This window comes from Singulisphaera chitinilytica (assembly GCF_049331405.1).
Classification (GTDB): domain Bacteria; phylum Planctomycetota; class Planctomycetia; order Isosphaerales; family Isosphaeraceae; genus PoT.
In genome coordinates this window covers 8017918-8030483 of sequence record NZ_CP186274.1, presented here as the reverse complement: position 1 = coordinate 8030483, position 12566 = coordinate 8017918, and the positions used below count along the sequence as shown (strand labels likewise).

The window sequence follows — 12566 nt, the reverse complement described above, 5'->3', positions numbered from 1 at the left end:
AATGTGAACGCATGATAGCTGTCGCAATCGTCGTCATCATCGCGTCGATCGTCCTGATGGTGAAGCGGGTTGATGTCCGACTGGTTCTCCTCGGGGCGGGCCTGATCCTCGCGTCGCTGAACGGGAATCCGCTCGCGTTCACCGACAAGTTCACGCAGGCGATGGTCTCGCCGATGGTCGCCCCGATCTGCGCCTCGATGGGGTTCGCCGCCGTATTGAAAGCGACAGGTTGCGATCGAGAACTGGTCCAACTTTTGATGGTGCCGCTGCGACGCGCACGCTGGGCCGTCCTGTCCGGCGGGATCGGAGCTGCCTACCTCGTCAATCTGGCCGTGCCGAGCCAGTCCAGCACGGCGGCGATGCTGGGGCCGATCCTGATTCCGATCGTCGTAGCCCTGGGCTCGAGCCGGGAGGTTGGCGGGGCGGCGTTGGTGCTGGGTGCCTCGTTCGGAGGCGACTTGCTCAATCCGGGTTGTCAGGACGTCCAGGCCCTTGCCGGAGTCACCGGATTGAAAGCGGCCAGCCTCAGTCGGATCGTTATTCCTTCGAGCCTGCTGGGGATGCTGGTCGCGGCTTTCGTGTTCGCTTTTTGGAATCGTGCCGGGAGACGTGACGAGCCCCGAACGGGACAGGATGTCATGGTAGCTGGCGTAACCGGTGAGGAAGACTCGCGCGGTCCCGACGTGCTCAAGGCCATCGTGCCGCTGGTTCCGGTCGCATTATTGCTGCTTGCTCACATGGGTTGGAGGCCGCTTGCCTGGCTCTTGCGAGTGCCCGAGGCCGAAGCATGGCGTCCCTTGGCGGGAGCCTTGCCCGTGGTACGTGCGATGCTGATCGGGGTTCTCGTCGCCGGGCTGATTGGCTGGCGAGGACTGCCGCGGTTGACTCGGAGCCTGTTCGATGGGATGGGAACGGCTTACGCCAACGTCATCTCCTTGACCATTGCCGCTCAGTGTTTCGGCGCAGGCATTGCCGCTTCGGGACTGGGAGATGCCCTCTTACATCAGGTTGGCGGTTCTCGCGTCGGACTGGCGGCCCTCTCGCTCGGGTTCCCGTGGGGCCTGGCGGCACTCTCCGGCTCTGGCTCCGGACCTGTGCTGGCCTTTGCCCAGGTCTGCCTCGTCCCGCTTGGCGACGGGCCCGGATTTCAGACGACCGCGGGAGTGCTGTCCTGCCTCGCAGCCGCGTGCGGACGTACCATGTCGCCGGTCTCCGCCGTCGTTGTTTGCGGTGCGGGACTCGCCGGAGTCTCCCCGTTGGAGATCATCCGGCGATTGTTCCCCGCTCTCATCCTCGGGACCGTCGTTTCGGTGTCGACGGCCCTGCTTGTGAGATAGCCTTATGATTTCACGAGGCCTAGGACTGCTGACTTTCAGAGTCCTATCGCGCTAAGTCGGGACCGGACCCCAACTCGATCAGTAGCCGGCGACCTTGTCGACGATGTTCAGGAGCATCTCGCAGGCGGCGAAGCGTCGGAGGTTCTCGCGGAAGATGGCGTGCCGACGCCTGTCGCCCCCGGGCGACTGTCCGGCGGTGTGAGGCGTGATGATGACGTTCCGAGACCAGAGGGGATGCCCGTCGGGTAAAGGCTCGGGAGCCGTGACGTCGAGCCCGGCGGCTGAGACTCGCCCGCTGTCGAGGGCCGCGACCAACGCATCAGTGTCGACAATGCGACCGCGGGAGACATTGATCAGGATGACGCCCGGCTTCATTAGGCCGAACTCCTTCGCGCCGATCATCCCGGTCGTCTGCCTGGTGAGGGGGGCCGCACTCGCGACGACGTCAGCCTTGGACAGGAGTTCGTGGAATCTGTCGGGGCGATGCAGGCTCTCGACGAAGAGAGGTCGCTCCTGGACTTTGGGATCCGTGGCGACTACGCGCATCCCGAAGCCAAAAGCCCGGCGGGCGATCTCGGATCCGATGCCTCCCAGGCCGATGACGAGCAGCGTCTTCCCGTCCAGTTCGTCCAGGACGAACCCAGGGCGTTTCGCTCCCCAATGCTTCTTCTCCTGATCACCGGCGAAATGCCGGAGGTCGCGGGTGAAGGCGAGGAGATAGGACATCGCCTGGTCGGCGATCTGTGGCGCATAGACGCGCTGCATGTTCGTCAGGACGATGTCGCTCTCGACGAGTTCGCGGATCTCGATGAGATGTTCGACCCCGGCACTCGGCTGCTGGACCCATCGCAGCGTCTTCGAGGCCCGGATGATGTCCCTGGTGATGAAGCCGTAGCTGGCATGCGCCGTCGGGGCATGGTCGATGGCCTCCTGCTCGCCCCGGCAGACGACGAGTTCAATCCCGGGAGTGGCCGACTGGAGGTCGGTGAGCTCCTCGGGGCTCGTCGGCGGGATGAGGACCTTGAGGCCTCTCTCGGCACGAGCCTGGGCGACGGCGGCGGGGGCCAGGGCCGCGCCGGCTGCCGAGGCGGAGAGGAAGCTGCGACGGTTCATCGCCTTGGACTCCGTAGGCTCGATCCGGTCGATCAAGCGAGCCGCGGGGCCAGCCGTTCGACGATCGTCTTGCCGATGTTGAGGGATGCCGTGGCGGCCGGCGACGGGGCGTTGTTCACATTCACGACCCGGTCGGCCTCCTGGATCAGGAAGTCGTCCACCATCGAGCCGTCGGGGAGCACAGCTTGAGCGCGGATCCCCGCGGGGACCGCCTCCAGGTGCTCCGCCTTGATCTCGGGCACGAGGCGTTGAAGCGCCCTGACGAACGCAGTCTTGCTGACCGACCGCCACATCTCGCCGAGACCGGTCTTCCAGTGCTTGGCGGCGAGCTTGCGGAAACCAGGATACGCGAGCGTCTCGGCCATGTCACTGAAGCTGAAGTCGGTCTTGAGATACCCCTCGCGGGCGAAGGCCAGCACCGCGTTGGGGCCGCATTCCACGCCCCCCTTAACCATCCGCGTGAAGTGGACGCCCAGGAACGGGAAGCTCGGGTCGGGTACCGGGTAGATGAGGTTCTTGCAGAGGTGCGTGGCCTCGGACTTGAGCTCGTAGTACTCGCCGCGGAAGGGGATAATCTTGGCGTCGGGCTTCTGCCCTCCAAGCTCCGTGACGCGGTCGCAGTGCAGGCCCGCGCAGTTCACGATCTGCTTGGCCTCGACCTGGCCGGCGCCCGTCGTCAAGACGACCCGGTCGGGGCTCCGCTCGATCTTCGTGACCGGCGCCGAGGTGAGCACCTGGCCTTCACGTTCGCGAACTCGCTCGGCCATCCGCTCACAGACTTGCTTGTAGTTGACGATGCCCGCCTCGGGCACGTGGATTGCCTTGATCCCGGCCGAATGCGGTTCGAGCTCCTTGAGGACCTCGGGCGTGATGACCTCGCAGACGACGCCATTCGCCTTGCCACGCTCGTAGATCCGTTCCAGGGCGGGCAAGTCGGCGTCATTGAGAGCGACGATGACCTTGCCGCAGATCTCGTATGCGATCCCCTCGGCGGCGCAGAACTCCTCCATGAGCCGCTTGCCTTCGCGGCAGTTGATCGCCTTCAAGGACCCGGGCTTGTAGTAGATGCCGGAATGCAGGACGCCGGAGTTGTGGCCGGTTTGATGATGAGCCAGATCGGACTCTTTCTCGAGCACGACCACGCGAAGATTCGGGTAGGCCCGAGTGAGTTGGTAGGCGGTTGCGAGGCCAACGATGCCACCACCAATGATTGCCACGTCCGTCGAAATCATCGAGGTCCCCAGGTCGATCCAAGGCTGCGCGTCTCATCGAAGCATTCGGGCGGCATCCGTATTGCCGGCCGTCGTCTTGAGGCCCCGATTGTGGGCCAGGGGGCTTTCTCGGGCAATGCTAAATCTCTGGCCAGGTTCCGCGCGTCCGTCGCGATGATCGTGCTGGTCTCTCGGCAGGTCATAGCACGGATTCAAATAATATTCATGCGACGCGGCGAATGTTGATCGGCGTGCTGGGGGGAACCTGGAGCTGAGCTCATCAATGCGAAAGGCCCGTGTCTTGCGACACGGGCCTTTCAGATGCCGGAGACAGGACTTGAACCTGCACGACCATGGTTAGGTCACTAGCCCCTCAAGCTAGCGCGTCTGCCAATTCCGCCACTCCGGCTGAGTGATTTGCTTGGCGTGAAGAACATATTACTCGGACGGGATCGAAAGTCAAGCAGTCGATGTCCCAAGGATCTCGAATTTCGTTGAGAGCCTTTGAAAACAGCTCTTTAAGCCTCGAACTCGAGAAGAACGTGGGCGGCGAAATCTCAACGGGGACACCTAGAATTCCTTCCCTTCGAGCTGACTGATGGCCTGGCGGATATCATCGGGGACGGGGACGGACTGATTCTTCGCGTAGTCGAACACGACGACGGTCGAGACGCCCTCGGCGACGACCGCCCGACTCGACTCCGAGACGATCCGGTGGTCGAGCACCATGCTCGAGCGCCCGATCTTGTGGACGCGGGTCCCGATCCGGATCTGGTCCGGGAAATTGACCTGCTTGCGGTAGTGGCAGGTGATCGACGCGAGGATCGGGCCGACCCGCATGCGCCGCATGGATTCCGAGAGCCCGATCCTCTCGAAGTAGTCGACCCGCCCCGACTCGAACCAGCGCAGATAGACCGTGTTGTTCACATGTCCGAACGCATCCTGGTCCCCCCACTGTACGGGCACGGTGACGATCATGGGGAAGTCGGCGAGCAGGTCGTTCAAAGCGGGATCCATCATCGAGGCTCATCGAGGCTTCGAGAAGGCCTGGAGTCGGTACTTCGTCCAGGATCAGCCCACGATAAAGGCTGGCCTGGTCGGCTCGCAACGCTCGAGCCTTTCCAATCGGAAAGTTTGGAGGCCGATGGCTTCGCGGGCAACTCGGATCCGCTATGATCGGGCGACTTCCGGGATCGAGGGGGTACCTATCGAAACGAGGACTCTCGCGGAGAAACGATCCCGGCTCGACCCACTTCGCTCGAGGTGACCGAATGCCGATGCGTGGTCGATTTCAGTGGCGGACGACCCTGGCGATCCTCTGCCTGGCCCTGGCCGGGACGTCCGAGCTGCGAGCTCAGGGGGTCGAGTACGTCAAGGCTCACTACACGAAGTACGAGTTCCAGATCCCGATGCGGGATGGAACGAAGCTATTCACGGCCGTCTACGCGCCGAAGGATCAGTCCAAGAGCTACCCGATCCTCCTGACGCGGACCCCTTACAGCGTGCAGCCATACGGGGTCGACAAGTACCCGAGGGACCTCGGCCCCTGGGAAGGGTTCGCCAGGGAAGGGTACATCTTCGCCTACCAGGATGTCCGCGGACGCTGGATGTCCGAGGGGCAGTTCGTCGACATGCGGCCGATCCTCGCCGAGCACGGCAAGCCCGATCAGATCGACGAGAGCACCGACGCTCATGACACGATCGACTGGCTCCTCAAGCACGTCGAGAACCACAATAACCGAGTGGGAATGTGGGGGATTTCTTACCCTGGATTCTACACGGCCTGTGCCCTCGTCGACGCCCACCCCATGCTCAAAGCGGCCTCGCCGCAAGCCCCTGTCACGGATTGGTTTATCGGCGACGACTGGCATCACAACGGCGCCTTCTTCCTGCCCCACGCCTTCAACTTCATGGCCCGTTTCGGGAGGCCTCGACCCGGTCCGACCAAGAAGTTCGACCATCCCTTCGATCACGGCACGCCCGATGGCTATCAGTTCTTCCTAAAGCTGGGGCCTCTCGCGAATGCCGACGCCGTCTACTTCAAGGGGGAGGTCGACTTCTGGAAGGAGATCATGAAGCACGGGACGTATGATGACTTCTGGAAGTCACGCAATCTCCGCCCACACCTCAAAAATGTCCGACCGGCCGTGATGACGGTCGGCGGCTGGTTCGATGCCGAGAACCTCTTCGGCGCCCTCGAGGCCTATCGCTCGATCGAGAAGGCGAGCCCCACCACGCGAAACAGCCTGGTGATGGGCCCCTGGTTTCACGGCGGCTGGTCGCGCGACCCTGGCGAGGGTCTGGGTCATGTCCGCTTCAACTCGAGGACCTCGACCTTCTACCAGCAGGAGATCGAACTGCCCTTCTTCGAGCGGAACCTGAAAGGGAAGGGGGGACCCGATTCGCCCGAGGCCTGGGTCTTCATGACCGGCAAGAACGAGTGGCGAAAATGGGATGCCTGGCCACCGAAGATCGCCAAGCCGACGTCGCTCTACCTCCAACCCAAGGGTCGACTTGGCTTCGAGCCCCCGCCCGCCCAGTCGACTCCGCAGCAGGCCGAGTTCGAGGAGTATGTCAGCGATCCCGCCAAGCCTGTTCCGTTCCTTGGCGAGATCGCCATCGACATGAAGCGCGAATACATGGTGGCCGACCAGCGGTTCGCCTCGAGACGTCCCGACGTCATCACCTTCGTCACCGAACCGCTTGAAACTGACGTGACGCTCGCCGGCCCGATCCAGGCCAACATCGACGTCTCCACGAGCGGGACCGATTCCGACTGGGTCGTGAAGCTTGTCGACGTCTACCCGGACGACTTCCCCGACCTGGATCCGAACCCGGCCGGGATCAAGATGGGGGGCTTCCAACAACTCGTCCGAGGTGATGTCTTCCGTGGCAAATTTCGCAAGAGCTTCGAAAAGCCGGAGCCGTTCGTCCCCGGCGAGCCCACGGCTCTGAGTTTCAAGCTCCCGGACATCTACCACTGCTTCCGGGCTGGTCACAGGATCATGGTGCAGGTCCAGAGCAGTTGGTTCCCGCTTGTCGATCGCAACCCACAAAAGTTCGTGGATATCTACTCGGCCAAGGAGTCCGACTTCCAGAAGGCGACCCAGAGAGTGTATGTGTCGCCCGCCCACCCGTCGCGGCTCGAAGTGTTGACCTTGCCTTGATGAGTTTCGTCGCGAGTGCTCAATGCCTTATTCCATCATTACGAGCCGCCATCGAACTTACAAAAACGGGGAAATCTCCATATGGTGTTCTCTCAATATCTGGCCTTCGTGATCCTGCTGCAGGTCGCTCCCCCCGAGACCGCTCTGGGCGTCCAGTCTCCGTCCGAGGTGCGCAAGGCCTTCACGACGATGCTCGATCGGCCGAAGGTGCCGCTGGACATCAACGTCGCCGAGACCGAGCCCCTCAAGGGGGGCCTCGTGCTCGAAAAGCTCGACTTCGCTTCCGAGGAGAAGGCGAACGGAAAGTTCGAACGCGTCCCGGTCCTCCTGATCCGGCCCGAGGACCAGAAGGTTAAGCACCCCGCGGTCATCGTGCTCCATGGAACGGGCGGGAACAAGGAGAGCCTCCAGGGCTGGCTGACGGACCTGGCAAGCCGCGGGATCATCGGCGTCGCGATCGACGCGAGGTATCACGGCGCAAGAGTGAACAGAGCCAAGGGGGCCGACGCCTACGTGGCCGCGATCACAAAGGCCTGGCGGGCGGGCTCGGGGGAGGCCCAGGAGCATCCCTTCTACTACGACACCTGCTGGGATCTCTGGCGCACGGTCGACTACCTCGAGTCGCGGGGCGACGTCGACTCCAAGAAAATCGGCATGTTCGGCATCAGCATGGGCGGGATCCAGACCTGGCTCGCCGCCTCGGTTGATGAGCGGGTCGCCGTGGCCGTGCCCGCGATCGCGGTGCAGAGCTTTCAGTGGAGCCTGGAGAATGGCCAGTGGCAAGGGCGAGCCCGGACGATCGCCGGGGCCCATCAGGCGGCCGCGAAGGACCTCGGCGAGCCGGAGGTGAATGCCAAGGTCTGCCGGGCACTCTGGAACAAGGTGATCCCGGGCATGCTCGGCCAGTTCGACTGCCCGAACATGCTCCGACTCTTCGCCGATAGGCCGCTGCTGATCCTCAACGGCGAGCTCGACCCTAACTGCCCACTCGGCGGTGCCGAGCGAGCATTTGCGGCCGCCGAGGAGGCGTACAAGAAGGCGGGGGTCTCGGACCGTCTCAAGATCGACGTCGCCAAGGGAGTTGGCCATGCCGTGACCGACGAGCAGCGGAAGGAGACGCTCGATTGGTTCGTGCGCTGGCTCAACCCCTGAGCAATGCCTTTCGCCGAGGAACTCCTCGCCTGGTCTCAGGCCAGGAGTTCCTTCACCACGTTGCCCTCGACGTCGGTCAGGCGGAAGTCGCGTCCCTGGAAGCGGAACGTGAGCTTCGTGTGGTCGATGCCCAGGCAGTGCAGGATCGTGGCGTTGTGGTCGTGGATATGGACGGGGTCCTTGACGATGTTGTAGCAGAAGTCGTCGGTCTCGCCGTGGGTGATACCCGGCTTGATCCCGCCGCCTGCCATCCACATCGTGAAGCAACGGCCGTGGTGATCTCGGCCGTAGTTGTCCTTCGTCAATGACCCCTGGCTGTAGACCGTGCGGCCGAACTCGCCGCCCCAGACGACCAGCGTCTCGTCGAGCAGCCCTCGGGCCTTGAGGTCCTTGACGAGCGCGGCGGCCGGCTGGTCCACGTCCTTGCACTGGCCGCGAATCTGCATCGGCAGATTCCCGTGCTGGTCCCAGCCGCGGTGCATGAGCTGGACGAAGCGCACGCCACGCTCGACCATCCTCCGGGCGAGGAGGCAGTTTCGGGCGAAGCCACCGTCTTCCCCCTTCTCGTCGATCCCATAGCTCTTGAGTGTGGCCGGTGACTCGTTCGTGAGGTCGGTGAGTTCCGGGACGGAGGTCTGCATCCGATACGCCATCTCATACTGGGCGATCCGGGTGTTGATCTCCGGGTCGCCGAACGAGTTCGACGCCATCTGGTTGAGCCGGCCGACGCCATCGAGCATCCGGCGCCGGGTCTCGGCGTCGATGCCCGGCGGATTCGAGAGGTAGAGCACCGGATCGTCGCCCGAGCGGAAGCGGACCCCCTGATGCTTCGACGGCAGGAAGCCGCTCCCCCAGAGTCGCGAGAAAATCGGCTGGTCCGTCTTGTTCCCGCTGCCCTGGGAGATGAGAACGATGAACGCCGGCAGGTTGTCGTTCTCGCTGCCGAGGCCGTAGCTCAACCAGGCGCCCAGGCTGGGACGGCCCGGCTGCTGGCTGCCAGTCTGGATAAACGTGATCGCCGGGTCGTGGTTGATCGCCTCGGTATTGAGAGATTTCACCACGGCGATATCGTCGGCGATTGTGGCCGTGTGCGGCAGGAGTTCGCTCATCCAGGTGCCGCTCTGGCCGTGCTGGGCGAACTTGAACATCGGGGCGACGCAGGGGAACGACTTCTGACCCGAGGTCATCCCCGTGATGCGCTGACCCATCCGCACGGAGCCGGGCAACTCCTCGCCGTGGTGGTTCTGGAGCTTCGGCTTGTGGTCGAACAGGTCGATGTGCGATGGCCCGCCCGACATGAACAGGTAGATCACGTGCTTCGCCTTGGGTGCGAAGTGCGTGGGCGAGGCCATCAGCTTCGGGTTCAGGAGCGAAGCCAGGGCGGCCGTGCCGATGCCGGTTGCGGTGCGGCCGAAGAAGTGTCGCCGCGTCAGGAGGCGTTCGTGCTCGGTGTACTGGTCCATCTCATTAGCCCTTCGTGACGGTCTCGTCGAGGTTCAGGATCGCCGCGGCAACCATCGTCCAGGCGGCGAGCTCGTCGGTGGCCAGGGCCGCGTTGCGCCCGGATTCGCCGACGGTCAGGAGTTTCACTGCGGCGGCGTTATCCTTGCGGTAGACGCCGGCCTGGGCCTCGAAGAGCGTCTTGAGAACTTCGACCTCCTCGGCGCGAGGGGCCCGAGAAAGGGCAAGCCGATACGCCAGGTTGATCCGCTCCTCGGGCGACTTGCCCCCCTCGACCATCATCCGCTCGGCCAGCTTCCGCGCGGCCTCGACGTAGGTCGGGTCGTTCAGGAGGACGAGGGCCTGCAGCGGCGTGTTGGTCCGCGCCCGTCGCACGGTGCAGGTCTCGCGATCGGGGGCGTCGAACGTTGCGAGCGTCGGAGGAGGCGAGGTCCGCTTCCAGAACGTATACATGGTGCGACGATAGAGGTCGCGCCCGTGGCTCTGCTCGTATGACTGCGCCGTCCAGTTCTTGTTATCCATGCGGAATGAGAGCTCTTCCCAGAGGCCCGGAGGCTGGTAGGGCGAGACGCTCATGCCACCGATCCGTGGGTCGAGCAGGCCGCTCGCCGAGAGGGCGAGGTCGCGGATGAACTCGGCCTGGAGCCGGAGCCTAGGTCCTCTGGAGAGGAGCCGATTCTCGGGGTCCTTGGCCAGCGACTCCGGCGTGACGACCGACGACTGCCGATACGTGGCTGAGGTCACCATCATCCGGATCATCTCGCGGACGTTCCAGCCGTCCTGGAACTCGAGGGCCAACCAGTCGAGCAACTCGGGGTGGCTGGGCAACTCACCTTGCGAGCCGAAGTCCTCGGAGGTCTTGACGAGACCCGTGCCGAAGATCATCTGCCAGTAGCGGTTGATCGTCACGCGGGCCGGCAGGGGATTCGACGGATCCACGATCCAGCGGGCCAGGCCCAGGCGATTGGCGGGGACGCCCGCTCCCAGCGCGGGCAAGCTTGCAGGCACCGCGGGCGTGACCTTCTCGCCATGCTTGTCGTAAGCTCCTCGAATGAGCATGAAAGTATCGCGAGGCTTGGCCATCTCGCTCATGACCATCGTCGTCGGGATCGACTTGTCCACGTCGCTCCGGAACTTCTGGAGGTTCGCCAGCTTGTCACGCTGGGGCTTCGTCTCTGGCGAGACGTTGAAGCGGAAGTAGGTGCGGATCTCGGCGAGCTGGGCGGGGGTTCGCTTGTCGTTCGGCGTGCCCAGTATGGCGACGATCGGGGCAGGGAGCGACTCGGTGCCGGTCGGCTTGGCCGAACGAGTCGTGGCGAGCCGGAACCGACCGAGTTGGTGCTGACCGAACGGCGACTGGAATTCGATGTGGATCGTCAACTGCTGGCCATCGCTCGCGGTCAACGGCTTATCGAATTCGAAGACGGCCGCGTGGGGCTTGCCGACCTCGGGGAGCAAGGCCCAGCCGGTCGTGGGCTGGCCGTCGATCGCCAGGGCGACGGGGAAGTCGGCCTGGCTGTGGTCGGCGGTGACGCCCTTGAACTTGCGAGCGGACGAGGTGTCGGCCCGGAACTCGGTCAGCACGATGTTACCGTTGACCGAGCGGCCTGGCCCCTTGCCGTTGAACCTATCGTCGGGGAGCGTCTCGAGCCGTACGGCAGTGATACCTGCCAGGTCACCTTTCATGACGATCGTATAGACGTCGCTCGTCGGGTTCTCGCCCTCCGCCAGGATCGAGCCGTCTGCCTGCTTGACGAGTTTGGAGCCGCCCGTCGAACGCAGTTCGGCGGGGTCGAAGACTTGCCAGGCGTTTGCCTGGGATTCGGCCGCCGTCTTCTCCCAGGCGACCTGGGATGTGTCGGCCGTGGGCAGGTGGCCCTCGATTTGGGCTTTGGTGTCGGCGATCGAGCGATCCAGGCGGGCGATCTCTTCCTGCTGCGCGATCGTCGGAGAGGGCATCTGGGGCTCGGCGTTCCCCTTGGCCCCGTCGAGGCCATTCTCCTGGATATTATTGAAGAAGGCGTAGAATTGATAATATTCCTTCTGCGAGATCGGGTCGAACTTGTGGTCGTGGCACTGGGCACAACCGATCGTCAGCCCGAGCCAGACGGTCCCCGTCGTGTTCACGCGATCGATGACGTAGGCCGTCTGATACTCCTCGGGGATGGCACCCCCCTCGAAGTTGATCATGTGATTGCGGTTGAATCCGCTGGCGATCCGCTGGTCCATCGTGGCGTTGGGCAATAGGTCGCCCGCCAACTGCTCGACGCTGAACTGGTCGAAGGGGCGATTACGGTTGAACGACTCGATCACCCAGTCCCGCCAGCGGGTCATGTCGCGGCCGCTGTCGATGTGATACCCGTGGGTGTCGGCGTAGCGGGCGGCATCGAGCCAGTCGACGGCCAGGCGCTCGCCGTATTGCGGCTTGTTGAGCATGCGATCGACGAGCCGGTCGTAGGCGTCCGAGCGGGGGTCGGCGACGAAGGCGTCGACCTCAGCGGGCGTAGGCGGCAGGCCGGTGAGGTCGAGCGAGAGGCGTCGGATCAGAGTCGTGCGGTCGGCCTCGGGTGCGGGCTTCAACCCCTCACTGTCGAGCTTCGCCAGGATGAAGCGGTCGATCGTGTTGCGGACCCAGCCCTTTTCGGCAGACTTCGGCGTGCTGGGACGGGTCGGCGGTGTGAACGACCAGTGTGTTTCGTATTTGGCCCCTTGTTCGATCCAGGCCTTGAGCAGCCCCTTCTGCTCCTCGGTGAGAGACTTGTTGCTCTCGGCCGGAGGCATCAGGAGGTTTTTATTTTTGGCGTGAATCCGCTTGAGGAGGGGGCTCTCATCGGGCTTTCCGGGGACGATCGCGGGCTTGCCGGATTCGGAGGGGTTGATCGCACCATCGCGAAGGTCGAGCCGAAGCTCCGCCTGACGTTCGTTCGCATCCGGCCCGTGGCATTGGAAGCAGGCGTTGGAGAGGATAGGGCGGATCTGCTTGCCGAAGTCGATGGTCGCGGCGGTCGGGTTCGACTCAGCCTTGACGACGCCCGTTGCGAGCGTGAAGAACTGGATGCCGCCGAGTAGACCAGACAGGCACCAGCGCAAGCGAGGAGGGAGGACTGCGCGTTTCATGCTGTTCG

Annotated in this window: 8 protein-coding genes and 1 tRNA gene; 3 read left to right on the top strand and 6 right to left on the bottom strand. The window is 63.8% G+C overall.

Annotation, left to right across the window (positions count from 1 at the left end):
- The first annotated feature begins 11 nt into the window (after positions 1–11).
- Complete coding sequence (dcuC, locus tag ACOYYX_RS31350; protein WP_422926607.1) at positions 12–1337, top strand: C4-dicarboxylate transporter DcuC; 1326 nt, start codon at positions 12–14, stop codon at positions 1335–1337.
- Positions 1338–1415: 78 nt separating this feature from the next.
- On the opposite strand, the gene ACOYYX_RS31345 is transcribed toward dcuC, so the two are convergent.
- The 4 genes from ACOYYX_RS31345 to ACOYYX_RS31330 all read right to left on the bottom strand — a co-directional run bounded on the left by ACOYYX_RS31345 (position 1416) and on the right by ACOYYX_RS31330 (position 4681).
- Positions 1416–2450 (bottom strand): D-2-hydroxyacid dehydrogenase, encoded by a 1035-nt coding sequence (locus ACOYYX_RS31345; protein WP_422926606.1) that lies wholly within the window; start codon positions 2448–2450, stop codon positions 1416–1418.
- A 32-nt stretch (positions 2451–2482) separates the two neighbouring features.
- A complete protein-coding gene (gene lhgO, locus ACOYYX_RS31340; protein WP_422926605.1) occupies positions 2483–3682 on the bottom strand; it encodes an L-2-hydroxyglutarate oxidase in 1200 nt (399 codons plus the stop codon).
- A 301-nt stretch (positions 3683–3983) separates the two neighbouring features.
- Positions 3984–4070, bottom strand: a tRNA-Leu gene (locus ACOYYX_RS31335).
- 161 nt (positions 4071–4231) lie between these two features.
- Positions 4232–4681: an acyl-CoA thioesterase gene (locus ACOYYX_RS31330; RefSeq protein ID WP_422926604.1), complete on the bottom strand. Its 450-nt coding sequence runs from the start codon at positions 4679–4681 to the stop codon at positions 4232–4234.
- 251 nt (positions 4682–4932) lie between these two features.
- Here ACOYYX_RS31330 and ACOYYX_RS31325 point away from each other — a divergent pair, with 251 nt between their 5' ends.
- Positions 4933–6828 carry a CocE/NonD family hydrolase gene (locus ACOYYX_RS31325; protein WP_422926603.1) on the top strand — a complete coding sequence of 632 codons (1896 nt, stop codon included), beginning with the start codon at positions 4933–4935 and terminating at the stop codon, positions 6826–6828.
- 81 nt (positions 6829–6909) lie between these two features.
- The gene (locus tag ACOYYX_RS31320; RefSeq protein ID WP_422926602.1) at positions 6910–7980 is read left to right on the top strand and encodes an alpha/beta fold hydrolase; all 1071 of its coding nucleotides are present in this window, start codon (positions 6910–6912) and stop codon (positions 7978–7980) included.
- A 35-nt stretch (positions 7981–8015) separates the two neighbouring features.
- Here the strand turns inward: ACOYYX_RS31320 and ACOYYX_RS31315 are convergent, their stop codons facing one another.
- Together ACOYYX_RS31315 and ACOYYX_RS31310 are read right to left on the bottom strand one after the other, a co-directional pair.
- Positions 8016–9443 (bottom strand): DUF1501 domain-containing protein, encoded by a 1428-nt coding sequence (locus ACOYYX_RS31315; RefSeq protein WP_422926601.1) that lies wholly within the window; start codon positions 9441–9443, stop codon positions 8016–8018.
- Between the two features lie 4 nt (positions 9444–9447).
- Positions 9448–12558, bottom strand: a complete 3111-nt coding sequence (locus ACOYYX_RS31310) for a PSD1 and planctomycete cytochrome C domain-containing protein (protein ID WP_422926600.1) — start codon at positions 12556–12558, stop codon at positions 9448–9450.
- Between the last annotated feature and the right edge of the window lie 8 nt (positions 12559–12566).